Below are 24,876 nucleotides of genomic sequence, written 5' to 3' on the forward strand. Positions count from 1 at the left end.
AGGAGCTGACGCCGTGTGGTTACTTATACTGATAGATAGGTCTCCTTCTGTTTGGCCTAAATCCATTAAAATAAGCCAAAGTAAAGACGCTTTTCGCTGTCCCTACTTTGGCTTTATCGCTAGTTCCATGCCCAGCTGATTGCTAGCCAATATCATTTAGTTTCTTCAAAGGGTCGATTATAACGACTATGATGCTCCGATCTGATTCGAACTCCCAATCAGCGAACACCTCTTGTACAGCGCCTTCCAGCAGATGACTTTCTTTATCAAATGCCTTGCGGAACGCTTGCTTTTCCAGTTTACTCTTCGCTCTTCGCAATACTTCTGTCTCACCGAGATTGAAGATTTCCTTCTCAATGTCGACCAGAATGCCATCGCGGTAGATAACTAGAGTTCTACTATTCAGTTTAACTGTTTTTACTGTATTTGGCAACTTTTGAATCGATTCCGTAATCATAGCGACCAGCTCATTGATCTGCTGAGGGTATTCCATTTGCTCTAGTGCGATGATTGTTTCCCTTGTGGCTACTATAACACCGCCATTCGTCTCTATATCCCAATCATAGAAGAAATGCTGATATTCGCGCCCAGTCCACTTCTCAATTTGTTTTTTCAATTCGGGGAGGCATTTATCCATGAGTGTATCTCGTGTGTCGTATACCATAGCGTATTGCTCTTGTTCCAGAAGCACCTTTTCAACCGGTGTCAGCAAATCCCGCACATAAATACAGACTATAGCTTCAGAAATAGAAACAAATACCCCTTCAGGTCCTTTTCCGAAGTGTTTTCGCAAGAGCCCTGCCGTAAACCCTGCCAGCTCTTTTTGTTGTTCTTTAATATTCATTCTCGTATACCCTGTTCCCGATAGATTTTTTAATTTTATTGTACTTTATAAGCGCCTTATTTGGATATAAAAAAAAGCCTGCACTAACGAATTTTAATCGTCATTGTGTAGGCTTCGTTGTTCTGTTCCATTGACATGGATAATTCTTCTCCTTCCAGGATAATGCGGGGCATATCGTCCAATGTCCGCTTCGCTTTCGGGTTTTCATAAATGAATGATTGCGGCATAAAGAACAGGCTGTTTTTACCATCTGTTCCTTTTTCGAGTACGATGTCATGCAGATCTGGTATTTCGATCATATGATTGTCTATATATATTTTTGCAACTATTGGTTTATGGTTGAAAACGAAAAAGTAATTATCATTGATGGACGAACCTCTTTTTGTTCGCTCGACAAAATCCTGCACACTTAACGTCAATGAAGGGCAAGTCATCTCTTACCACTCCTTTCCTGTCTAAGCATATGGAAAGCTTTTTCATAGGTGGCTTGCTACTTAGTATGTACCCTTCCTTCAAAAAGATAAACGATTTATCCACAGGCTTTCTGAAACTTTTGAACCAGAGCAAATGTGCTTTAAAACAGGGGTTATGATACACTAGGTGCTGTGATTTTACTTTATTCGACAACTGGGGGCAGACTTATGTATCCTACGAACACGATACGTGAAAAAGCGTCTTTATTCTTTCACATATTATGGCCTATCCTCGTGACACAAATCAGCTACAATGCCATGACTGTGCTGGATACGATGATGTCTGGACGTGCCGGCACAGATGATTTGGCTGGTGTGGCCGTTGGCTCCAGTCTATGGATGCCAGTCTATACCGGATTGACTGGGATCATGCTGGCCATCACGCCGATGGTCGGACAGCTGATCGGCAACAACCGCCGCAGCGATGTCGGGCGGACAGTTATGCAAGGATTTTATCTGGCTATTGTAATCTCATTGGTTGTACTGGCTATCGGCGCAATTGCTCTGCAGCCTGTACTCGGAATCATGGACTTGAGTTCTGACGTACATACAGTGGCGACAGATTATCTGCACGGACTATCGATCGGTATCATCCCGCTGTTTGCCAGCGCCGTTTTGCGTAATTTCTTTGATGCACAAGGCTATACGAGAGTATCAATGGTGATTTTGTTAATGGCACTGCCAATCAATGCGTTGCTGAATTATCTGCTCATTTTCGGTAACTTCGGTTTTCCGGAACTTGGCGGGGCCGGTGCCGGCTATGCGACAGCCTTTACATATTGGTTCATATTCGGGGCAAGTGTGTTTCTGACATTCAAGCTGAAAGAGATGCGAACGCATTACCTGTTTGTCCGATGGTATAGGGTATCATTTCAGGCTTGGAAGGAGCAGTTGAAGATCGGTGTGCCAATGGGTCTCAGTACATTCTTCGAAGCCAGTATCTTCAGTGTTGTTACGCTGCTGATGGGTTCCTTATTCGATACGACTGTCATTGCAGCCCACCAGACGGCATTGAACTTTACGACACTCATGTTCATGGTACCGCTAAGCATCTCAATTGGTATGACAATCGTTGTATCGCATGAGGTCGGTGCCCGACGGATGAAACACGCCAAGCAATACGCCATTCTTGGTGTCAGTTCTGCATTAGTGATTATCGGTATTTTGAGCTTATTGTTATTCATTTTCCGCGAGCAGATCAGTTACTTCTACACATCTGATCGTGCGGTCGTATTGCTTGCCATGCAGTTTATGCTGTTCGCGATCATGTACCAGTTTTCCGATGCAGCCCAAGCATCCCTGCAGGGTGTACTGCGAGGTTATAAGGATGTTACCATCCCGTTCATCATTGCCTTTATTTCCTATTGGATCGTCGGTCTGCCAAGCGGGTATCTATTGTCCAGATTCACATCACTAGAACCATTCGGGTTCTGGGTCGGTATCACGCTCGGTCTCACCTGCGCCGCTATTGGTTTCTTCCTGCGACTGCGATTCATCCAGCGGAAACAAGAGCAAGCTGCTGTATAAACACCTCCATCTCGGAGGTGCTTTTTTGTACAACTTTCCTAGTTTCCCCAATCAACGCTTCCAATCTCAAATTAATGTCTCAAAATTCAACCTACTTTCCCAATAAAAATCTACTAGGAAACATGCTATGCTTGATACAGGCAAAATCTTACAGACTAGGGAGTGTAACTGATGCGTTCTGACGTCACATTCAACTCAGAAGAGCTAAGGGAACTGCTCAATTTGTGGTATATGAATATCAAATTGAAGAAAGTCCAAGCAGCGGAAAAGCTTAAAACGGAAGTATCCGAACAGCTCGCTAAAGGTGAAGCGAATGACGACGTCGTCAAGCTAGCACTTCTGATCCATAGCCGCCACCATATCCTATGCAAGAATTATTCCGAAGCAGAAAAGCTCATCAGCCAAGTAGAAGGATTCTCTCCTTATCTCAAGGAAGAGCACCTCTACTATCTGCATCTGTTCAAAGGCATGTATCTGTATTCGACCAAGGATTATTACAATGCCATCGAGGAATACGGGGAAGTCGAACCCTACCTCGGCTATATCCAGGATGAAATCGAAAAAGCGGAATTCTTCGATGTGTTTGCATCGGCGCTTTATTACTTGGATTATACAAATCGTTCTGCCATTTATGCAGAGAAGGCGATTTATATTTATCAGTTGTATCCGACGTATGAGAAAAAGCTGACAAGAGCTAAAATCTTGATTGCTTTAAACTATATCGATATGTGCGAATTCGATTTAGCCGAAGAATATCTTCACTCTGCTTTACAGGATACTAATACGAAACATGATGTTATGGTACAAGTGAGTGTCTATCATAACTTAGGGATTCTTTATGATCGAAAAGGACTCAATGAAGCAGCCAAACGTTATTTAACAAAGGTCATCCAGCATGAGGACTTTGAAAATTACTTATCCACTGTTTTTCTTTTATGTGAAATATCATTTCGGGAAAAGGAATATGAAAATGGGGTTACCTACCTTAAAATGGGTAAAAGACGCTTGGAACAGGAACCGGATGAAGATTACTATTGGAAGTTTCAGATCCTACACGCTAAATATATTGAACCAGATAAGTATATAGATACACTATCAAAAGCTGTAGATTACTTCTCAAGTGCTCATCGCATTTACGAGACACAAAAATACGCTGATGAGCTAGCTAGCTATTTTAGTAATGAGAGAAATTTTGAAAAAGCGAATCATTTTTATAGGTTGGCTTTAGGTAATCAAAATAACATTATTATGTTCCATTCAAGGAGGTGATGATGATGACAAAGAAAAGAATCGTAGGATTACTAGTACTTGTAACAATCCTAAGCAGCATTGCAGGCATTTCATTCAATGATACTGCTGAAAAAGGACACCTGCCTAACGCACCTGTTCTGACGGACCTCTAATACTTTAAAAATAGAAAAAACCGGCATCCGCCGGTTTTTTCTATTTTCCGTATCTATAGCTAGGTGCTCCCACTACATCTGCCTCGTATACAAAGATACCACCAGCAAGTGGCTCCTTCTCCAAGTCTTCTTCCGTCAGACCCTGTCTTGCTGTCGTGATGTACAATGTCTTCCGTTCCGGACCACCGAACGCACAGCTTGTCACTTGGCTGACTGGCAAATGGACATCCTCGAGACGCTCACCTGTTTGCGGATTCCATCGAGACACCTTGGATCCGCCATAATGGGCTATCCACAGATTTCCTTCTTCATCGATCGTCATACCGTCTGGTTTGCCATCCTTGAACGAAACAACTGTACGAGGGTTGCTGATTTCACCCTTCTTACCGTCGTAATCAAAGCATTGCACCTCGCCGGTCGGTGTATCTATATAGTAGAAGTACTTATGATCCGGACTCCACGCTAGACCATTGGAGTTCCCAATACCATCAATGATGCGTGTCAGCTCTTGATCCACTTCCATACGATAGAAGGCTCCTTTATGACCGCTACCCTTTTTCGGCATCGTACCTGCCCAAAGCCTCCCGTAAGGATCCGCCTTTCCATCATTGAAACGGTTGGAAGGTCTGTCAGTTTCCGGGCTGTGAAGCAGCACCTTCGCTTTGAGCTCGCTATCAGTTTCATAAATGCCTTCTTCCATCGCCATAATAAGTCCGCCATCCTTTTTCAGTATGACTGCTCCGATTTTCTGGTCGACTGGAATCTCCCGATGTTCTTCCGTTTTCGTATCATAAACATGAATTGCTTGACCATTTATATCCACCCAATATAACTCTTCCGTTTCTTCCCGCCAAAAAGGACCTTCGGCCAAGCTCTGTTTCGCATCTAAGAATAATTTCGCTTCTGCCACATTCTCCACTCCTTTACGTATGTATTACCTGCTATAGTAATAATACCATTATATGATTTACTTATTACCTGAATTGCTATCATCTAAGCATCCTATTGAAAAAAGGAGGGAATACGATGTTCGAAACAGAACGACTGCTTATTCGTCCGTATACAACTGAGGATCTTCCTTTTTTGGAGAGCTTGGTCAGCGACCCCCGCGTGGTCCGTTATATCGGAAACGGAAAACCAAGAACAAAAGAAGGCGCCCGTTTATTCTTTAATTGGAATTTGTCTCATATGAAAGAAGAGCAGCCATTAGGGCTGCAGCTTTTGGTTGAGAAAGCTAGCGGGGAACCAATTGGGCACGCTGGACTGGTTCCGCAGGAGGTGGATGATGTAACGGAGCTTGAAGTTGGCTATTGGATTGCTCCAGCATATTGGGGAAAGGGTTTTGCCACTGAAGCTGCTGCTGCATTTCAGGAGTTGGGATTCGATCATTTGAACGAAAATAGAATAATTGCCTTGATTTATCCCGAGAATATTGCCTCCTGCAGGGTTGCTGAGAAGCTAGGGATGCATGTTTGGAAAACGATCGAGCGCCATAACAAGGAAGTATTCGTTTACGCCAAAGAAAAAACCCCTCCTATTTAGGAGGGGAGGAAATTATGCATCATAACCATTCGGACGATTCTGATGCCATCTCCACGCATCACCGATGATGTCTTTCATATCTGTACGTGACGGATTCCATCCAAGTACTTCCTTCGCCTTCGCAGAGCTTGCGATCAAGACAGCTGGGTCACCAGCACGGCGTGGACCGACTTTGGCCGGGATTTCCTTGCCAGTCACTTCTCGTGCAACGTCAATCAACTCTTTAACAGAGAAGCCTTGGCTGGAGCCGAGGTTAAAGATATCACTTTCCCCACCTTTATCCAAGTAATCTAACGCCAGCAAATGGGCATCTATCAAGTCGACAACATGGATATAGTCGCGGATACATGTTCCATCTTCTGTTGGATAGTCATCACCGAAGATGCTGATATGCTCCCGCTGTCCGAGTGCTGTCTGGAGGATGATAGGAATCAGATGACTTTCCGGCCGATGATCCTCGCCAATCTGACCACTAGGATGTGCTCCGCCAACATTGAAGTAGCGTAGTGAGACGAATTTAATACCGTACGCTCCGTCACACCATTTCATCATTTTTTCCATCATTAGCTTGGACTCACCGTAAGGACTTTCTGGATTTGTGTCCAGATCCTCTGTCAATGGCACAACATTCGTGTCGCCGTATGTTGCTGCTGTAGAAGAGAAGACAATCTTCTTCACTTCATGCTTACGCATTGTCTCAAGCAGTACTTGCATACCATACACATTGTTGCCAAAGTACTTCAACGGATCTTCTACTGATTCTCCAACAAGGGAGCTAGCAGCAAAGTGGACAACCGCATCGACTTTTTCCTTTGTGAATACATCATCCAGGAATGCTGCATCACGAAGATCTCCTTCATAGAAAATGGCATTCTTGTCCGCAGCTGCGGCATGACCTGTAATTATGTTATCAATAATGACTGCCTCATGCCCTTTCTCCAAAAGCATGGCTACTGCATGGGAACCAATATAACCTGCACCGCCTGTAACTAGTACTTTCATAGATTTTTCCTCGATTCTCTTATTATTATCACTCAAATTATAGCATGCTTGCGGTCAAATAAATGGTAATTTTTACACCTTATTCCATTCGTGAAGATGCATACTGCGCACGCCATTAACCAAGTACGGATCCTGCTCAGCAAGCGTTCTTGCTTCTGCCTCGTCTTCTGCCTGATAGATAACCAGTCCGCCTGTTCCATCTGCGAATGCTCCTCTTGCAAAGATAAATCCCTTTTCATCCAAGTCAGCCAGGAAATCCAAATGTGCCTGGCGGTATTGCTGGTTCAATTCCGATTTCTCCATTTTAAGAAATGCAGCAAAATATTTCATTGGAAATCTCCCCTTCTATTTTATTTTGCGGTCTTGGCAAGCATGAGTGCTCCGACAATGCCTGCATTATCCTCCAGGCCTGGCGGAACGAGATAATTTTCCGGCAGCGGGACATAGCGCTGCATGAGAGTTTCAAGTTCTTGTTGAACCATCTCATGAAGCCCCTCCTTCTTCATGACGCCGCCGCCCATGACGATTTTCTCGGGGCTGAGCACCAAGGTGTAGCTCATGATTGCCTGAGCCAAATAATAAGCTTCCAGCTGCCATACCGCTTCTTGATGATACAGCTTTTGTGCCTTCTCCCCCCAGCGTGCTTCAATAGCCGGTCCAGCTGCCAGCCCTTCCAAGCAGTCCTTATGATACGGGCATTTCCCAGGATACGCATCATGCGTATTCCGACGTACAAGCAGATGACCCATTTCCGGATGGGAGAAGCCTCTTAAGGTTTCTCCATTCACAATGGCTCCTGCACCAATACCTGTTCCAACTGTAATATACAGACAGCTGCCTGCATGTTTTGCTGCTCCGTGCATATACTCCCCTAAAGCAGCTGCGTTTACATCGGTATCCAGCTTTACCGGCACACCGAGCCTGTTTTTAAGTTCCGACAGCAGCGGATAGTCCTTCCACTGCAGCTTTGGTGTGTTGCCGATGGTGCCGTAAGTCGGGCTGTCTTCTTTTACATCAACTGGCCCGAAGGCTCCGACTCCTAGTGCTTCGATCTGTTTGTCATGGAAGAAGTCAAACACCAGCTGCAGCGTTTCTTCCGGCTTCGTTGTCGGGAAAGATGCTCTTTCTTCTACATTTCCATGTTCATCACCAACAGCACAAACGAATTTTGTACCGCCAGCTTCAATTGCTCCATATCGCATCACTATCACCTCATTTGTCTCTCTTATTCTACTATGGGATTTTTCTCCTTCTCCGTCAATAGTTACCCTGGACTGTACAAATGCGGGAATTGTTATAAAATAGTAATACTGAATTGTATCTAATAATCTTAAAAACTAGATTAGTCTGTCAGAAATGGGGGGATGCATGATGACTGCTCTGCAAGCAGTAACTGCATTTGCGCATGAACGCGATTTACGTAAAAGTTTTAATAAACTAGCCAGAAAAACTTTCGGCTTTGATTTTGAATTATTATATAAAAGCGGATTGTGGAATGAACGCTATCATACACATGCCTTCGCTGATGACAAACAAATTGTGGCGAATGTTTCTGTAAGCGCACTCACAGTACATATCAACCAGCAGAAGACAAAGGCGGTTCAAATCGGAACCGTCATGACTGACCCAGCCTACCAGAACCAAGGACTGGCTACCCAGCTGCTGCAGCGTGTTATGCAGCAATACGAAACGGACACCGATCTCATCTATCTGTTTTCCCGTCCAGGAGTGGAAAACTTCTACGAAAAACTCGGTTTCACTGCTGTGCAGGAAAAATTATTTTCCATTCCGGTATCTTCTGAGCCGCGCCCGGTACCGGATTATCGGAAGCTGAAGCCAGCTGTCAACCCACAGGACATGGTAGTGCTGCTTGATCGCTATGGCAAACGCCATCCGCAGTCTACTATTCTCGATGTGTCAGACGCTCAGCACATTCTTGGCTTCCACACATTATATGACCCGGAAATAGAGATTATTGAGCTATTGGAGCCAGCAGCCCTGCTGCTTTATAAAAAGATTGGGCAGACGATGCATCTGTATGAAGTGATCAGTCAAACACGGCTTGTCTGGCGGCAGATTGCAGATTACGTCTCCCAGCCAGGGGTGACCGAGGTCATCTTTCATTTCACACCGACTTTTCCGGACTTGGAGCCTCTCTCCCACACGCACACGGAACGAGATACACTCTTTGTAAACAAACCGGAGCTGCTGCCCGCAGACTTCCAGTTTCCCGAATTGTCCCACGCATAATATAATGGGAAGAAAGCAGTAATAGAAAGGAACGAAAGCAATGCTAGATTTAGAAATGCTGAAAGACAAGGTCGAATTTTTCGAAGCACATGACTTGTCTACATTAGAAAAGAAAATCAATGAACAGATTCAGCACAACAAAGCGATTTTGCTTGAGCTGCACCACGTTGCACACAACATGCATGTAGATGAGAATGGCAGACGTTTTTTTAGTGCTGTAGCTCATTTTAAAGCGAAGTGAAGATAAAACTTCACACTAAAATACCGTCCATTCCGGACGGTATTTTTATATTCCTAGAAGATAATCCCCGTAACAATCGCTACCGCAATTACAGCAAATGCTGTTCCGGTTGCCCAGAGAATGGTGAATCGCTGGAATTCCCCGAAATCTACCTTCGACATTCCGACGAGCAAGTATGTAGCCGGAACGAGCGGGCTAAGTAAATGGACAGGCTGTCCAAGCAAGGATGCACGGGCAATTTCCGCTGCAGAGAAGCCATAGTTAGCTGCTGCTTCTGCCAGGATCGGAACAACACCAAAGTAATAGGCATCATTAGACATAAAGAATGTGAATGGAATACTTGTGACTGCAACGATGATACTGAAAGCAGGACCCCATGAATCAGGAATGATGGAAATAAGGCTGGATGCCATAGCATCTACCATTTCAGTTCCTGATAAGATACCAGTGAAAATACCAGCTGCGAATACAAGCGATACGACAGCCAGTACGTTTCCAGCATGATCAGCAATACGCTCTTTCTGCTGCTTCAGGTTCGGGTAGTTGATTGTGATAGCAGCGGCAAAAGCAAGCATGAACAATACCGGCAGCGGCATGATACCTTTGATCAGACCAAACATCAAAAGTGCAGTCAATGCAAAGTTGACCCACAATAGCTTCGGACGCTTCAATGATGCATCGACTGTGGCAGCCTGCTGCTGCAGGATGCGCTGTTCTGCATCATCGAATGTAACAACACCAAGACGTTTCTTTTCCCTGCGTCCCATGATGAAGGCAGTGAAGAAAATCCAGATTGCTCCACCAATCATAGTAGGGATTAGCGGAACGAATACATCGCCCACATCAACATTAAGGGCTGCAGCAGCACGCGCTGTCGGTCCGCCCCACGGCACCATGTTCGTCAAACTTACACACATGACGGCGATAGCCGGCAATATAAGCGGATTCATTTTCAAGCGCTGGTACAGCGGGAAGAACGCAGATACAGTAATCATATAGCTTGTCGTTCCATCTCCATCCAAGGACACGACAAGTGCAAGAGCAGCTGTACCCATAACGATCTTCGTCGGATCTCCTTTAACCGCTTTCAAAATACGGCCGACGACTGGATCGAATAAACCTGCGTCAATCATGATTCCGAAATATAGAATCGCGAATAATAGCATGATTCCAGTTGGTGCCAAATCTGTGATACCTTGCAGTGACATTTCCCCTAAGTCACCTGCATGCCCGGTCAGAATTGCAAATATAGCCGGGATGATCATCAGCGCAATGAGCGCAGATAGCTTTTTCGTCATAATCAAATACATGAATAGAAAGACCATCAAGAATCCCATTATTGCTAACATGCTAAATCCCCCTCATCGTCTCCTGAAACAATTCCCCCAAATCCTAAGCAGCGTTGAATAATATATTACAACTATTGTATGCGCTTCCAAAAATATTTTCAACAGTTTTGTTACTTTTTTAAGTAAGAAAAGTAGGCAGAGAAGTTGAAATGGCTCTACGACAGCTTTTCTTACTTAAAATCGGGTAGAATACCCTATGTTTAAATCATTATAAACGCAAGTCACCCTATATACTGTATAACACTTATACATATAATGAGTTACACTAAATCATCTTGCCGGATTTCCAATTTTAATAAACCTATTGCATGCTGCACTCTATAACTTTTAGCTGCTTCTATTAAAATATATGCTCTATCCAAATAGAATGCCGGCCAAATACACCACGATGGTAACAGTAATGCTGCTCAAAATTGTCGTCACCAGAACAGTCTGCGCCGCTAAATCCGGATTGTTATTATACTCCAGTGCGAATATCGAACTGTTGCGGGAAGTCGGGAATGAGCTGGCAATGAACAGTGACTGCGCGACAGTTCCGTCCAGACCAAGCAGGAAAATGATACCTAAGGCTGCAGCAGGTCCGATCAGCAGGCGAGCTATCGTACTCATATAAAGCACAACATGCGGACGCTTCAGCTGAATCTGTGCTACCTGGGCTCCAAGCGTGATCAAGGCAACAGCTAGGAAAGCATCAGCGATTGAAGTGATAGGATTCCATATAAAAGTCGGAATGTCCACATGGAATGATGCGCAAAGAATCCCTAGAATGATAGCATAAATCATCGGTAGCCGAACAAGCTCCTTCAATATAGCATTCCCTTGGCTTTTGACACTCACCATATTGTAAAGGCCGTATGTAAAGGTGAGCAGATTCTGGTACACCATGACAATCAGCTGAATGGATACCCCTAGCGGATTTGACTGAAAAACAAGCTGACTGACTGGAATACCGTAGTTTCCCGAGTTCATGAGCACCACGCTGTTCTTATAGGTGGCAGCCACTCCTCGTTCGAGCTTGAACAGCCTGCTCGTGATCTCCGTAAAACCAACGGAAAACACTGTGAACAGCAGCAGGAATAACATGATTTGACCGAACACCGAAAGCGGCATACTGCTTTGATACATATTGATAAAACCGTTCACAGGCAGGAAGCAATACGTCAGCAGCTTGGACAAGGTCCCAAGCTGTAATGAAAATTTTCGCTGCAGGATGACACCAACAGCAAGCAGAATCAATAACGGCGCAATTACTTCCAGGAAAATCAATGATAATACAGCCATGTGCTCCCTCCTTTTGTAAGCGTATACAGGCTCATTATACTGCTAACATTTTCAAAACTCTATAGGAAGCAATCAAAAAAACAGCCACCTTGTTGGTGGCTGTCACGGCTATGCACGCTTTCGAAGCTTATTGATGCCAAAGAATATGACACCTGCTGCCACCAGGGCAACCCCGCCCAGCAGCCAATTGAATACATTCGTACTTGTATTCGGTAATGGCTGTCCTTCCGCATCATCCGTATCTGATTTTGCAGAAGCAGCTGTCTGTCCACTATCCTTCTCATCAGTTGCTGGATCTGTCGTTGTAGTTTCCGTTACCGTTTCAGTTTCTTCTTCTACTTTTTCTGTCTCCTGCTTTGGTTCCTCATTTACCGGTGCAGTTGTCTCTTCTGCTGGTTCTTCCTTCTCCGGCTCATTCGGTTCTGTTACAGGCTGTTCAGGCTTTTCTTCTGGCACAGGTTCTGGCTGTGTTTCAGGCTTCTCTCCAAGTGCGTAGGCAGCTATCGTTCCTGACACTTCATGTGCCGCCAATAGCAGTGTCTGGCCAGTCGGACTTTCTTCTGCCGGAATGTATGTCAGCCCTTCCGGTGCAACATCGCCGCTTGCACTATCCACAGCCGCTTCATCTCCTTGGAAGTTCCGGCTGGAGAAATACGTTGAGAACGCCGGGCTCGCTGGATTTGACACGTCATAAGCCATGATACCGCCTGTCCGCTCCAGACCAATGAATGCATATGTTTTGCCATCTACGTCTCCAGTAATGACTGTTTCCGGCTCTGGCCCTTTGTCGTCACTGCGGTTATCCAGCTTGTCTTCGTCGTTTGTCGTATTGAAATACTCTGGATTTGCTTCAGCTGTGATTTTCTCAAAATCAGCACCGCTATCATATACTTGCTGCAATGAATCTGCATCCCAGATCGAGAAGCTGCGCCCGCCGAATCCGTAAACTGCTTCATATTTACCCTCTGCATTTTTAGGTGCCACAATACTTGTGTTCAAACGGCCAAGCTTTTCATCTTCAAACAGCCCATCCTGCACAAGCTGATCAAGCTGCTCCTGTGTGTATCCTTGATATAAATCCGCATTCAATGCATAAGCATCCTCTGCTGCCAGATCCGCTACCCGTACTTCCTCTGAAAAGCCTTCCCAGTCCTGGGCATCACCTTCATTGGCAGTAATGAGATACGTCTTGCCACCTGATTGGAAAGCTGTCATCCCATCTGGCATATACATACTGAGCACCGGCCAATTGCCGATTTGGATACCCTCATCTTTATTAGATGGATCAAGTTCCACGCCCTCTTTGGAGAAATCCTTGTATCCTAAACTCTTCACCGTTGTGAAGCTGTTCGACTGCAAGTCAAGCTTTGCAATGGCATTGCTCTCCTGAATAGCGACATAAGCATAACGGTTGTCCTTGTCTACAGTTATGTATTCTGGCTCCAGGTTTTCAGCATACGTTGAGTTTTCCGGATCTGGATTGACTTTACGGACATCCGAATCGACGATGTCATCCGTAAAATTAGCTGATTCCGCTGTAAGGTTGTCCAACCCACTTCCTACATTAATAATGCTGACCGAGCCCTCTGGATTGACTGTGTAATCATCGGAAGGCTCCCCCTCATTGGCAACAAGCACCTTTGTTCCGTCGTGCGTGAAAGTAACCATATCGGGCAAAACTCCGACCTCGACGCTAGCAAGCTTGTTCCCGTCTGTATCTAGCAAGACGACATGACCTGGATCGGTCTTCACCTCACTAGGTACCGACACCGCAATATAATCACCTTCCGGGTGGATAGCTACGCTAGTCACATCAGAAGCACTTACCCCAAACGATTCCAGAGATACCCGTTTCAGAAGCGGAATCTCTCCATTCCCATCCTTCAATCCATTCAAATCGAGAATATCCAGAGCTCTAGCAGCACCATTCACTGAAAAGGCACGTTTTGAATTAGCATCGTACGCTACAATCTCTGTACCGCCTTCACCAATACCACTGCCGCTGTTATAGCGGCCAATCTGTTCTACTTGAAGTGCTTGCGCTTGACCTCTGTTGTATACCTTCAGCTCTTCTGCATGCCCGACAGCAGGCAATGTTAAACTAGCCGCCGCCAGCGACATAGCCGTCCACTTCTTCCAACTCTTCACCTTCGCCACCCCAACTCTATCATTAGAATATGTATGATAGTCATGATAGCTTAGTGGCGTGAAGTTCCTGTTAAAAGTGTATGAAGTTCTTGTAATGTTGCAGGACAAAAAAGAAGACTGCCATTTCATGGCAGCCTTCAAGTTTCATTCACCGTATCCCTCAACGTCCCCAACGCTTTAAAGATACTATAGTTTGATGGTAAATCATCGCCTGCGCATTATCTAGTAAACAGAAAATACATGGACAATAGACAAGCATAGAACAATCCAGATACAAGAATGGCATTCCACAAACCAACAAAAAAGTCGTTTTCTTTCAGGATCATTGGTCCATCCTTTCTTCAGCAACAGCAGGGGTTTCTTATATCATTATCGGTTTGTATCTGGCTCTTCTTTAGATGTTTACAAATATTCCTATGAAGTTGTTGTAAATCCACTGGTAGCGAAATCTTCCAAAGTGAAGCACATAATCAGCTCTTTTGTACCTCTATTAATTTACCTGTTACAGCAACTCGCTGTTTTCCTGAGAGCGTACATGTAACTAACGTAATCTCTGGTTCATCTGTATTTTCCAGTATCGCGATATTATTAGGCTCAACAATCTTTACACTGTCTACTTCGTAGATATAGGTCGCATCCTTATCCTGAAGTTTAATTTCTGCTCCTGCCTTCACCTCAGGTAACTGTCTGAAGAAACGATCGCCGCGGTATCCGCGATGACCAGCTATCGAGAAATTGTCCTTAGCAGGATTCTGATCCGTCTTAATTTGCGTCAGCGCTGCAGCTAAATTCTCATCTGTTGTCTCATTAAGCACATATTGCTCTAATTCGATTGATGGAATTTCGAGCTTCATCATATTCGCTAATTCATCCTCCGACCACTTTTGATCTTGCTCTCCCCCTGCTTGCGGTACGTCTCCTGCCTCAATACTGGCGAATGCTTTTTCTAATTCACTTACTTCTTTCGCATGCATTCTTTCTATGGAGAGGGGAGTGGCAACTAGCGCCACTCCTAGCAAAAGAAACACAACACCTGCTATCAGTTTCCCTTTTTTCATCCTACTGCCTCTTTCTTACTGTCTGTGTTCGGAATGCGTTCCAAATGCACAACCCTCCAACACCGAACGATATGATACCAGCCATCAGTATCAATGATAGGAGCTGCTCGCCAGTCTGCGGCAAACTTGCTGGCAGTCCATTTTGGTTATTAGCAGTTGGTTTTTCACCTGTTCCGTCACCTGCTGCAGGGACAGTAGTGTTTCCTGGAGCAGGATCTTTATCGGATTCATTTGGTGTATCACCACTTGCTGGCTGTTCCGGCGTGTTAGGCTCTTCTGGTTCCTCAGGATTCTCTGGTGTTTGTTCGCGTGTATTTGTCACCGTAACAACTACTGCTTCCACTTGCGCTTTTTCAACTGTAAATGCAATCGGCTTATCGTCTAACTGATATCCAGCCGGAGCCTTTGTTTCAACGAATTGATAGTTTCCTGGCTTAAGATCATTAATAGTGATTTGACCAGCTTCGTCAGTAACTAGGTCTTCTTGGATTGTTTCTCCTTTGTCATTTACTAGTTTGAAAACAGCGCCTTCTAGTTTCTCAGTACTATCATCTGCATCGACTTTCTCCAATACAGCTGTTCCTGGCGTCAATTCGTTTACTGCTGTGACAACGGCAGCTTCTTTTTGACCTTTTTCTACAGTCACTTCGATAGGTGTAGTATCCAGCTCATACCCGATAGGTGCCTTCGTTTCTACGAAGGTGTAAGAACCTGGTGCAAGATCTTCGACTATGATGCGTCCTTCGCTGTCGGTATGCAAATGGTCTTTCACCACATTACCCTTTTCATCCAACAATCGGAATTCCGCATCAGCAAGATGAATTTCCGGATTGTCCTTATCTACTTTGACAAGCGACACAATGCCTGGCTGAAGCGTATTTTCCGCTGCTACTGCCAGTGGTGTTTGCTGCCCTTTTTCGATTGTGAAGTTTATCGGTGTTTCATCCAGCACATAATTTTCTGGAGCACTGGTTTCGATTAGCTGGTAATCTCCCGGCTTCAGATTTGTTATTGACAGAAGACCATCGATATTCGTTGTCAGACCTTCCTGCAGTGTTTCTCCATTGCTATCCAGCAAACGGAATACTGCTCCCGCTAATCTGATGTTGTTGTCTTTGCTGTCCACTTTCTCCAGGTGAACTGCTCCTGTTGAAAGTTGATTGTCCAGCTGAATCACAGCAGTTTCTTGCTGGCTGCGTTCAATTGTCACCTGTTTCGATGTCGGATCCAAGTCATAGCCGAATGGCGCTTCTGTTTCCTTGATAATATAATCACCAGGAACTAGATCACTAAATTGCAGCTTTCCTTCTTTATCCGTCTTACCGGAAGCTATTTTTTCTCCAGCAGCTGTCAACAGGTCGAATGAGGCTCCCTCTAACTCGACTGTTTCATCCTCACTGTCAACTTTATAAATTTCCAATGATCCTTTTTTCAGATCATTCTCAGCTGTAACTGTTACTTTTTCTGTCTGACTTCTTTCAATTGTGAACGGAATTGGCGTGCTATCTGTCAGGAAGTCAGTCGGTGCTTCTGTCTCAACAAATTGATAGCTTCCCGGTGCCAGACCGTCGATTGTTATCTTACCAGCTTCATCTGTCGTCAAATCCTTTTCGATGACATTGCCATCCTGATCTTGCAGGTCAAATACAGCTCCCGAAAGTTTTTCGCTATTGTCATGCGCGTTGACTTTCGTCAATTCCACTTCGCCAGGGATGAGTGTATTCTTTGCTGTGATGAGTAATGGCTCTTTCTGACTCTTTGCAATCTCGAAGTCTATCGGTTTGTCATCGAGTACATAATCTGCTGGTGCTTTTGTTTCAATGAACTGGTATGCACCAGGTTTGAGATTTTCCACTACTATTCTGCCGTTTTCATCCGTCTTCAGTTTCTCTGCCACAACGTTGCCTTTGTTGTCCACCAGCTTGAATTCTGCATCGGCCAGTGTAATAGATTCATCCACGCTGTCTTTCTTTTCTAACACAACACTTCCAGGAATCAGCTCGTTTTCTGCGTATACTACAGCAGCTTCCTTCTGACTCCGTGTAACTTCCACATCAATTGGTGTTGCATCCAGTACGTAATTTTCCGGTGCTTTCGTTTCAATGAATTGATACTTACCTGGTGCAAGATCTATAACAATGATACGTCCATCTTGATCAGTGACCAAGTTTTCCTGGACAGTTGCCCCAGTATCATCAACTATCTTGTATTCTGCTCCAGAAAGCGGCACATTTTCATTATCTTTATCCAATTTGATCAAAGATACAGCACCAGGTGTCAGTGTATTTTCCACCTCCACAGTCGGGATGACTTGCTGTCCTTTTTCGATTGTGAAAATGATTGGTGTATCGTCCAACTTATAATCTGTCGGTGCTTGGGTTTCGATCAGCTGATAATCACCCGGTTTTAAATCTGTGATGGATAGTTCGCCATTTTCATTGGTTGTTAGTCCTTCTTTAATCGTCTTGCCTGTTTCATCCTGCAATTCGAATACCGCTCCGGCAAGGCCTATCGCATTCTCTTTGCTGTCGACTTTCTTCAATAAAACAGAACCTGTTGTCAATTCGTCCACTTGCTGCACTGCAAGCAGCTTTTCTTGGCTGCGATCTACTGTTACAGGGATTGTATCCGCATTCAAGTCATAACCAAATGGCGCTTTTGTTTCGACAATCTCATAATCTCCAGGAAGCAGATCTTTGAATTGAATTTTTCCTGTCTCATCCGTTTTACCTGTTGCAACGACGTCTCCAGCTTTTGTCCGAAGCTCGTATTCTGCGCCTTCCAGACCTTTTTCCAAATTGTCTTCGCCGACTTTAGTGATCTCAACAGCGCCTCTTTTCAACTCGTTGACAGCTGTTACAGATACTGCTTTCTCTTGGCTGCGCGCAATTTCGAATGTGATTGGCGTTACATCCAAAACAAAGTGCTCTGGCGCTTTCACTTCTACAAATTGATATTTTCCTGGCGCTAGACCAGCTACAGCAATTTTGCCGTTTTCATCAGTCACTAGATTTTCTTTCACAACATTGCCTGATGCATCCTTCAGAGCATATTCTGCACCAGCTAATGTTTCGCCAGTATTGTGTTTATTGACCTTCTTCAGTTCGACCTCGCCTGGCTTCAGCGTGTTCGTCTGTTGAATCACAAGCGCTTCTTTCTGGCTCTTTTCAACAGTGAATTTTATTGGTTCGGCATCCAGCTCATAATCTTTTGGTGCATCGATTTCAATGAACTGGTACTCGCCTGGCTTCAGATTGTCGACTGTGATACGTCCGTCTTTATCCGTTACCAATCTTTCTTCCACAACATCGCCCTTGCTGTTCACCAGCTTGAAGGAAGCACCTTCCAGCGTGATGCTGTGATCGGCACTATCAATCTTCTCCAGGACCACACTTCCTGGAATAAGCGTATTCGTAGCAGTGACAACAGCAGCTTCTTGCTGTCCTTTTGCCACTTTCACTTCAATTGGTGTTTCATCCAGCTGGTAATGTTCCGGTGCTTTTGTCTCCACGAAATAATAAGTTCCTGGAGCAAGATCTTCAACAACAATTCTGCCTTCTTCGTTCGTGACAAGATTATCTTTCACAACCTCGCCACTCGCATCTTGCAGTTTGTATTCTGCGCCTGCCAAACGAAGATATTGATCATCTTCATCTACCTTGACCAAAGAAACTGCTCCTGGAGTAAGTGTATTCTCTGCTATGACCTGGGCAGCTTCCGCTTGACTGCGCTCGATCGTAAATGGAAGTTTTTCTCCATTCAACTCATAATTCACCGGTGCTTTCGTTTCTTGGAAATAATAACTGCCTGGCTGCAAATCGGAAACAGTCAGCTTTCCTTCTGCATCAGTCTTTAATCCTTCATGGATGAGCTCTCCATTTTCTGTATAAAGCGAAAACTCTGTATCAGCTAGAAGGGAATTATCTCTATCATCTACCTTTGTCAAAATGACTTCTCCTGGCAAAAGCTTGTTGTTCATTTCACGCTCTACCTGAATCGTTGCTTCATTGCTTTTCTCGATTGTGAAGGCAATTGGTGTCTGATCAAGTTGATAATCCTTTGGTGCTATTGTTTCGACCAACTGATAGTCACCAGGTGCAAGCTGATCGACAACGAGTACACCAGCTTCATTTGTTGTCAGTCCCTCTCTCAGCGTCTTGCCGTCCGCTGTTTGCAATTCAAACACTGCTCCTGCAAGCAATGTCTCCTTCTGGTCCCTATCAACCTTTGTCAGTTGAATAGCGCCAGTGACTAGCTTATTTTGAATTTTACCAAGATCAATTTCAGCCTGTTTAGCTGGATTAATTTCAAACTCATGCACTGCTGTGTCCAGCTGGTAGAATTCCGGAGCTTTCGTTTCCACGATTGCATATTTGCCTGGTCGCAAATCCTTTACTTCCACCAATCCATTTTCATCGCTTGTAAGGTTATCTTTAACGACTTTGCCTGCGGCGTCTTTCAAAGTGAAGACTGCACCCTGCAATGGGTTGCCTGCTTCATCGACCTTCTGCAGTTTCACACTGCCCTTTTTGACTGCATTGTCTTTTGTGACAGTCGTCACAGTTGTCTGGTCGGATTTGATTTCAAAGTAAACAGGATCTTTATTTAATTCGTATAGATCCGGTGCCTCTGTCTCAATAAAACGGTAATTGCCAGCATCTAAATCTGTTACGGAAATCGTTCCATCTTCATCTGTTGTCAAGTTCTCCTGGATTTGTTTCCATTCCCCATCCACTTGCTGCTCCAATGCAAAAACTGCTCCTTGAAGCTTCTCTCTCGTTTCACTATCATATTTCGTCAGTTTCACATCTCGTGTGATTTCTTTGTTTTGAATAGTCGTTTTTGTGTCGCCATCCACAGTAACTTTTTTTGTATCCTGGATGCCCACCACATAGCCAACTGGCGCTTTATCTTCTTTCAGAAGATAATCGTCATACAGCAGATTCTTGAATAACGCTTTTCCATCTTCGCCTGTTGTCACTGTACGGATTGCGATCTTTCCTTCACTGTCGTACAACGTGAATGTTGCACCAGCTAATGCCTCTCCTGTCGCTGCATCCACTTTGGACACTTCCAAGCTGCCGTATTCTCCCGAACCAGAACCACTGCCCCCGCTTTTGCGGACAATGATTGTCTTGCCAGATTCGACTGTTTCTGTTGTGATATTTTCACCGGAGAAGGTTGCTTTGTTGCTGACCGACTCACCGTTTGCGGCATTGATATACGATTGGTATTCCAGGATATAAGCACGATCAATATCATCCAGGAACGATAACTCAAACGTCTGGCTGCCATCATCAGCAGTAATGATATCGAGCTTATAAGCCTCTTTCGATACTTCCTCTCCTTTTGAAAGACCGCCATTTTGCGCGACATTCGTTTCATATAGCTTGAAGCTGTCTTCTAAAAGGATTTGGTTGGCTTGCTGTTCATCTCTCACTTTCGCTTTCGATACATGGGATTGACCTTTATTGATGTCAATCTTCCAATTGATCACGTTTCCGTTTTGGGTGCCATCTTTTTCGTTATAGCTGCCGCCATTCGCAACGGAAACCTGCGCGTTCAAATTGATCGGTTCTTTGCCATCACTCGTCAGCGTAGCAGTGTTGTCGTAACGATTGACAATCAGCTCCCCAGCAAGGCTGGTTTTGTATTCGATCCAATATGCTTTACTGTTATCTTTAAGAATGTGCAACTTAAAACCAGGTTCATTCTTATCATTCTTAACAGTTTCCACATTATAATCTGTGCCATCTTGCAGCTCTGCACCTTTTCTGACACCATTATTGCCGCCAGTCAGCTCTACTTCATACACCTTCAATGAGCCATCAACTAAGTTTTGCTTGCCTTGGATGTAATCTGTCACAACAATATTATCCAAGTCCTTCAAGTCATAGTTGACTCCGACATTCCATGTGATTTCCTTTGAAACAGCATTATAAGAACCGTTCTTGAATCCGTTGTTTACTGTGTAGTTATCCGGATTGAATCCTGCTGCCGCCTCTTTGGTCTGGTCATTGCCTGATTCATCTTTCCAATCAAGCTGGACATGGTTTCGGAATTGTTTTTGTTCTCCAAGCTGGTCGTAATTAAATGCAGTAGTATAGGTAATACGATACGGCGTCTTGATCTCGTTTTTGAATTTGATCGTAAATCCATCTGCTGATACGACAAGTTCATAATCGTTTTCGGATACTGTTTCACCAGTAGCACGGTCTACTATCTTAAACGTATCCTCTTTCATCGTCAGTCCCTTGTTCGGGTACGTGTCTGTAATAAAAACATCTGTCATCTTATGGGAATCTTTATTGAAATCAATGGTCCAGTTATTCGTTTTATCCTTATAATTAACATTGGAGTAGCCTTTAGAAAGTACTTGCTGACTGACTCCTTGACCCGTTTCACTCGTGTTTTCTCCGACTACCACACTATTGTTGATGCGGCCGTCTTCCATAACCCGGCCATCAGCTTTTGTCTGATACGTTATTTTGTAAGCGTTCTGGATATCTTCTTTAAATTGGAGCTGGAATCCGCGCTTTCCATCCGCAGCAGGCTGTTCATCTACTTGATAGTTCGTATACGGTTCAGCCCCTGTTTCCTGTCCATTTTCGCCAATCGTGATTTTTTCGACATTCAATGAGTCACGAATCAGTACGTGGCTAGCATCGAATAAGTCTTGCAATACAGCGTCTTGCTGCTGGATGTTTTTTTCATTGTAGTTGTATTGAATTTCCCATGTGATTGTTTGCTTTTCGGCATCATAAGCAATACTGCGTTTCGCAAGCGGTTTACCCCGGCTCACACTGACAGAAGCCTTTGCTGACAATTCTTCGGTGTTCGAACCTGCTAGGAATGCTGTATTCTCATATCTCGTACCTTCAGCGTCCGTAATATCTGTCTTGAACTCCACACGGTACGCATCTTTAAGCTGACCGAAATTGATCTGGAAAGGTTCTTCTTGGACCGTATAGGCGGAAGGACTTACCTCCTCCCCTTGCTTCACACTGCCATCCAGCTGCACATCCAGCTTATACACCTTGATAGAATCAGGCTGCAGCTGTTGATTGGCTTGAAGCGGGTCTTTCAGAACAGCATCTTCGATAGTCTTCAGTTGTTTGTTAAAATCAACTGTCCAAGTAATTTCTTTTGCGTTATAGCCGCGATCTGTCTTCCCGGATTTATCAATTGCACTTCCAGGTTTCGGCTGGAATTTAACTGGGATTACCGCTACATCTTCTTCTTTGATCGTAAAAATGATTTCCTGTTCGATACTTCCTTCAATTCTTTCATGGAACTCTGTCCAGAAATGCAATGTACCTTCTACATTGGATAGCTTAGTAATATTGTCATTGAAGGTCAGGACAACCGTACCATCCATGCTCATCTTATAAGTTCCGACACTTTCATTACCAAATTGAAGCTGGCCATCTACATCGTTATAAAGCTTAAAGTAGGCTGGCAAAGAGAAAGTAAAAGTCGATCCCGCTCCGTATGGATGGCCATTTTGCAAGGCCCAATCCATATCAATGGTAACTTCATCCCCTAAAGCCGGCTGATTATCCGGGTTTTCATCAGCATGTATGATGTTTCCGTCTTTGTCTTTTAATACGATGTTTGAGATGATATTCTCTTCTATTTCACCTGTAAGGCGATCTTGGGCTGCAATTTCATTGTTTGCCTGTTTTACTTCAGCGTTTTCTTCAGCTTGCTCTTGATCTGTGTCCTCAGTCTCTTCTTTCACAGGCTCATCTGTTTCCTCTGTCTTGTCAGCAGCTGCAGCTTCTTCCGCTGCTTTTTCTTCTTCCACAGGCTGCTCCTCTTCTTTCACTGGTTCAGCTGGAAGCTCATCTCCTTGTGGTTCCTCTGAAGGCTCTTCCTCCGGCAGGGGTTCTTTCTCAGCTGCTGGATTCAAAAATAGCGGAATTACCTGTTCTTTGTTTTCAACGTAGAATGTTAAGTTCGTCTCTTGTTCCTCGCTGGCTTGAAGGGTCTGAACAACCTGTGCTGTTACCTCCAGCTCCCCGCTTGCAGGCTCTTGTTCTTCATTCGTAAATTGGAAAGATAATACCCCATCTTTCAGTTCATAAATTCCGACTTCGGCTTCTTCTGCATTAAGCAGAGTTGTTGATTCAATTGATGTAAAGTCAAGTTGGTCTGGTAGTGTAATCTTGTATGTATGATCTGATGTGTGCTGGTTTTTGTTCCAATTCACTTTCAGTTTCAGCTGTGCATCTCTGTCTAAACGATTCTCTGAACTGATAACATTTCCGTCTCCATCAGTTACGTCGATTACCGCCTCAAAAGCTTCCGGATCATTTCCTTCTGCAAAAACTTGTGCGGTTCCAAGTGAACCGGACAAAACAGTTTGCATAAGCAGGATGGTAATAAGCATCATTACAGGAATCTTTCTTATCACTCTCTCGTTCTCCTCTACAATTTTTTATCGGGTGTCTGCCCAGACTTCCTCACATTAGCAAAGGCTTCTGAACAAAAACTGTACATTTTATCCAGAAAGAAGTGATAAAAGACCTGCAAATATTGTCGAAAGGCAAAATTTTTTCCAAATACAGGCTAATTTCCCACATTGGATTGTTATAATACTAGCTAGAAGACTTTATGCAGGAGGCTATAGTATGAAAGTGATGCTCGTAGATGATGAGCCATTAGCGCTGCAATTTCTCGAAACACAATTACATAGCATTGGAGAATTTAAGATTGTCGGTGCTTATCAAACATCTCGTGGACTAACCGAAAAAATTAAAGAGAAGAAACCTGAACTTCTTTTTCTAGATATAAAGATCGGCTCTGTAAATGGCGTCGAACTTGCAGCAGCCATCCAAGAAGAACATCCAAATTTACCAATTGTATTTGTCACTGGCTATCATGAATATGCTGTTCAGGCATTTGAATTAAATGCCCTGGATTATATTGTGAAGCCAATTCAGAAAGATAGACTAAGGAAGACGATCCAGCGCTTGTATACGGAAGTACAGAAAAATACATCTCATGCACCTATACAAATAAACTGTATGCCAACATTACAATTTCTTCAGAATGGTGAGGTACTGCCTGTACAATGGCGAACATCAAAAGCGAAGGAGGTATTTTGCTATCTGCTTCATCATGCAGGAAAGCCGATACGCAAAGATGTATTAATTGAAGAGTTCTGGAAAGATAAGGAGCCAGAGAAGGCTTTTACGCAGCTGTATTCCACGATCTATGTTATCCGGAAGACATTGTCTGCATCGCTTCCCGGCTTGTCCCTGCGCAGCGCCAATCAGTGCTATCAGCTATACCTGGGAGATGCTGAAGTGGATGTTATGGAATGGCGGAATCAAATAACCCATTTACCGGAACTAAATGAACATTCTCTATCCACTTATCAGAGACTGCTGCGACAATACAAAGGGGATTATTTCTCTGCAGAGACTTACGCCTGGGCAGAATCAGAGCAAAGGCAGCTGAGAGAGATTTGGTATAAAACCGCTGCACAGGTCGGGGTATTCTTAGAGGAGCAGAACGTATTGGAAGATGCTATTTCCCTTTACTTGCGTATGCAATCAAATTATCCGTATATTGCACACAGTTATATACGTCTCATGCATCTATACGATAGCTTTGGGGAAACCGGAGAAGTTGTCAGTCACTATGAACGCTTAAAGCAGATGCTGGAGGAAGAATTTGATATTGCTCCAGAGGCAGAACTGATGGATTGGTATGAATCGTGGAGAAAGCGGCATATGCAGGCTTAACTAGCA

The 24,876-nt window shown here is 44.2% G+C and carries 18 protein-coding genes; 7 read left to right on the forward strand and 11 right to left on the reverse strand.

The window, feature by feature from the left end; genetic code table 11:
* Positions 1–142: 142 nt before the first annotated feature.
* The gene (locus ABXS78_RS14075) at positions 143–844 is read right to left on the reverse strand and encodes a Na-translocating system protein MpsC family protein (protein WP_366247723.1); all 702 of its coding nucleotides are present in this window, start codon (positions 842–844) and stop codon (positions 143–145) included.
* 83 nt (positions 845–927) lie between these two features.
* Positions 928–1,278 (reverse strand): hypothetical protein, encoded by a 351-nt coding sequence (locus tag ABXS78_RS14080; protein ID WP_095220864.1) that lies wholly within the window; start codon positions 1,276–1,278, stop codon positions 928–930.
* Between the two features lie 207 nt (positions 1,279–1,485).
* On the opposite strand from ABXS78_RS14080, the gene ABXS78_RS14085 reads away from it, so the two are divergent.
* From ABXS78_RS14085 to ABXS78_RS14095, 3 genes are all read left to right on the forward strand, one after another.
* A complete protein-coding gene (locus ABXS78_RS14085; protein WP_366247724.1) occupies positions 1,486–2,844 on the forward strand; it encodes an MATE family efflux transporter in 1,359 nt (452 codons plus the stop codon).
* Positions 2,845–3,015: 171 nt separating this feature from the next.
* Positions 3,016–4,113 carry a hypothetical protein gene (locus ABXS78_RS14090; protein WP_366247725.1) on the forward strand — a complete coding sequence of 366 codons (1,098 nt, stop codon included), beginning with the start codon at positions 3,016–3,018 and terminating at the stop codon, positions 4,111–4,113.
* A gap of 5 nt (positions 4,114–4,118) precedes the next feature.
* Positions 4,119–4,247 (forward strand): hypothetical protein, encoded by a 129-nt coding sequence (locus tag ABXS78_RS14095; RefSeq protein WP_366247726.1) that lies wholly within the window; start codon positions 4,119–4,121, stop codon positions 4,245–4,247.
* 40 nt (positions 4,248–4,287) lie between these two features.
* Here the strand turns inward: ABXS78_RS14095 and ABXS78_RS14100 are convergent, their stop codons facing one another.
* A complete protein-coding gene (locus tag ABXS78_RS14100; RefSeq protein WP_366247727.1) occupies positions 4,288–5,157 on the reverse strand; it encodes an SMP-30/gluconolactonase/LRE family protein in 870 nt (289 codons plus the stop codon).
* A 116-nt stretch (positions 5,158–5,273) separates the two neighbouring features.
* Here ABXS78_RS14100 and ABXS78_RS14105 point away from each other — a divergent pair, with 116 nt between their 5' ends.
* The gene (locus ABXS78_RS14105; protein WP_366247728.1) at positions 5,274–5,789 is read left to right on the forward strand and encodes a GNAT family N-acetyltransferase; all 516 of its coding nucleotides are present in this window, start codon (positions 5,274–5,276) and stop codon (positions 5,787–5,789) included.
* Positions 5,790–5,801: 12 nt separating this feature from the next.
* Here ABXS78_RS14105 and galE read toward each other — a convergent pair whose 3' ends face one another.
* From galE to ABXS78_RS14120, 3 genes are all read right to left on the reverse strand, one after another.
* Positions 5,802–6,791 (reverse strand): UDP-glucose 4-epimerase GalE, encoded by a 990-nt coding sequence (galE, locus tag ABXS78_RS14110; protein ID WP_366247729.1) that lies wholly within the window; start codon positions 6,789–6,791, stop codon positions 5,802–5,804.
* A gap of 72 nt (positions 6,792–6,863) precedes the next feature.
* Positions 6,864–7,121 carry a YciI family protein gene (locus ABXS78_RS14115; protein WP_366247730.1) on the reverse strand — a complete coding sequence of 86 codons (258 nt, stop codon included), beginning with the start codon at positions 7,119–7,121 and terminating at the stop codon, positions 6,864–6,866.
* Positions 7,122–7,141: 20 nt separating this feature from the next.
* On the reverse strand, positions 7,142–7,996 hold the full coding sequence (locus ABXS78_RS14120; protein WP_366247731.1) for an ROK family protein: 855 nt from the start codon (positions 7,994–7,996) through the stop codon (positions 7,142–7,144).
* Positions 7,997–8,159: 163 nt separating this feature from the next.
* Here ABXS78_RS14120 and ABXS78_RS14125 point away from each other — a divergent pair, with 163 nt between their 5' ends.
* Both ABXS78_RS14125 and ABXS78_RS14130 read left to right on the forward strand, forming a co-directional pair.
* Positions 8,160–9,041, forward strand: a complete 882-nt coding sequence (locus ABXS78_RS14125; protein ID WP_366247732.1) for a GNAT family N-acetyltransferase — start codon at positions 8,160–8,162, stop codon at positions 9,039–9,041.
* Positions 9,042–9,081: 40 nt separating this feature from the next.
* Positions 9,082–9,282: a DUF2536 family protein gene (locus tag ABXS78_RS14130; RefSeq protein WP_095219391.1), complete on the forward strand. Its 201-nt coding sequence runs from the start codon at positions 9,082–9,084 to the stop codon at positions 9,280–9,282.
* A gap of 53 nt (positions 9,283–9,335) precedes the next feature.
* On the opposite strand, the gene ABXS78_RS14135 is transcribed toward ABXS78_RS14130, so the two are convergent.
* The 5 genes from ABXS78_RS14135 to ABXS78_RS14155 all read right to left on the reverse strand — a co-directional run bounded on the left by ABXS78_RS14135 (position 9,336) and on the right by ABXS78_RS14155 (position 23,534).
* Entirely contained in the window at positions 9,336–10,631 is a 1,296-nt protein-coding gene (locus tag ABXS78_RS14135; protein ID WP_366247733.1) for a citrate:proton symporter, read from the reverse strand.
* Between the two features lie 354 nt (positions 10,632–10,985).
* Complete coding sequence (locus ABXS78_RS14140; protein ID WP_366247735.1) at positions 10,986–11,912, reverse strand: AEC family transporter; 927 nt, start codon at positions 11,910–11,912, stop codon at positions 10,986–10,988.
* Positions 11,913–12,020: 108 nt separating this feature from the next.
* On the reverse strand, positions 12,021–14,060 hold the full coding sequence (locus tag ABXS78_RS14145; protein WP_366247736.1) for a choice-of-anchor I family protein: 2,040 nt from the start codon (positions 14,058–14,060) through the stop codon (positions 12,021–12,023).
* A gap of 470 nt (positions 14,061–14,530) precedes the next feature.
* The gene (locus ABXS78_RS14150; protein ID WP_366247737.1) at positions 14,531–15,118 is read right to left on the reverse strand and encodes a class D sortase; all 588 of its coding nucleotides are present in this window, start codon (positions 15,116–15,118) and stop codon (positions 14,531–14,533) included.
* Between the two features lies 1 nt (position 15,119).
* Positions 15,120–23,534 (reverse strand): SpaA isopeptide-forming pilin-related protein, encoded by an 8,415-nt coding sequence (locus ABXS78_RS14155; RefSeq protein WP_366247738.1) that lies wholly within the window; start codon positions 23,532–23,534, stop codon positions 15,120–15,122.
* Positions 23,535–23,751: 217 nt separating this feature from the next.
* Here ABXS78_RS14155 and ABXS78_RS14160 point away from each other — a divergent pair, with 217 nt between their 5' ends.
* The gene (locus tag ABXS78_RS14160) at positions 23,752–24,870 is read left to right on the forward strand and encodes a response regulator (RefSeq protein WP_366247739.1); all 1,119 of its coding nucleotides are present in this window, start codon (positions 23,752–23,754) and stop codon (positions 24,868–24,870) included.
* Positions 24,871–24,876 lie beyond the last annotated feature (6 nt).

Origin of the sequence: Terribacillus aidingensis (genome assembly GCF_040703035.1) — a bacterium.
Taxonomy (GTDB): Bacteria; Bacillota; Bacilli; order Bacillales; family Amphibacillaceae; genus Terribacillus.

Coding starts and splice junctions, on each gene's coding strand:
- ABXS78_RS14150 (WP_366247737.1), bottom strand. CDS start 15,118: ATGAAAAAAGGGAAACTGATAGCAGGTGTTGTGTTTCTTTTGCTAGGA.
- ABXS78_RS14160 (WP_366247739.1), top strand. CDS start 23,752: ATGAAAGTGATGCTCGTAGATGATGAGCCATTAGCGCTGCAATTTCTC.
- ABXS78_RS14115 (WP_366247730.1), bottom strand. CDS start 7,121: ATGAAATATTTTGCTGCATTTCTTAAAATGGAGAAATCGGAATTGAAC.
- ABXS78_RS14130 (WP_095219391.1), top strand. CDS start 9,082: ATGCTAGATTTAGAAATGCTGAAAGACAAGGTCGAATTTTTCGAAGCA.
- ABXS78_RS14080 (WP_095220864.1), bottom strand. CDS start 1,278: ATGACTTGCCCTTCATTGACGTTAAGTGTGCAGGATTTTGTCGAGCGA.
- ABXS78_RS14125 (WP_366247732.1), top strand. CDS start 8,160: ATGATGACTGCTCTGCAAGCAGTAACTGCATTTGCGCATGAACGCGAT.
- ABXS78_RS14095 (WP_366247726.1), top strand. CDS start 4,119: ATGACAAAGAAAAGAATCGTAGGATTACTAGTACTTGTAACAATCCTA.
- ABXS78_RS14105 (WP_366247728.1), top strand. CDS start 5,274: ATGTTCGAAACAGAACGACTGCTTATTCGTCCGTATACAACTGAGGAT.
- ABXS78_RS14090 (WP_366247725.1), top strand. CDS start 3,016: ATGCGTTCTGACGTCACATTCAACTCAGAAGAGCTAAGGGAACTGCTC.
- ABXS78_RS14135 (WP_366247733.1), bottom strand. CDS start 10,631: ATGTTAGCAATAATGGGATTCTTGATGGTCTTTCTATTCATGTATTTG.
- ABXS78_RS14075 (WP_366247723.1), bottom strand. CDS start 844: ATGAATATTAAAGAACAACAAAAAGAGCTGGCAGGGTTTACGGCAGGG.
- ABXS78_RS14085 (WP_366247724.1), top strand. CDS start 1,486: ATGTATCCTACGAACACGATACGTGAAAAAGCGTCTTTATTCTTTCAC.
- ABXS78_RS14140 (WP_366247735.1), bottom strand. CDS start 11,912: ATGGCTGTATTATCATTGATTTTCCTGGAAGTAATTGCGCCGTTATTG.
- galE (WP_366247729.1), bottom strand. CDS start 6,791: ATGAAAGTACTAGTTACAGGCGGTGCAGGTTATATTGGTTCCCATGCA.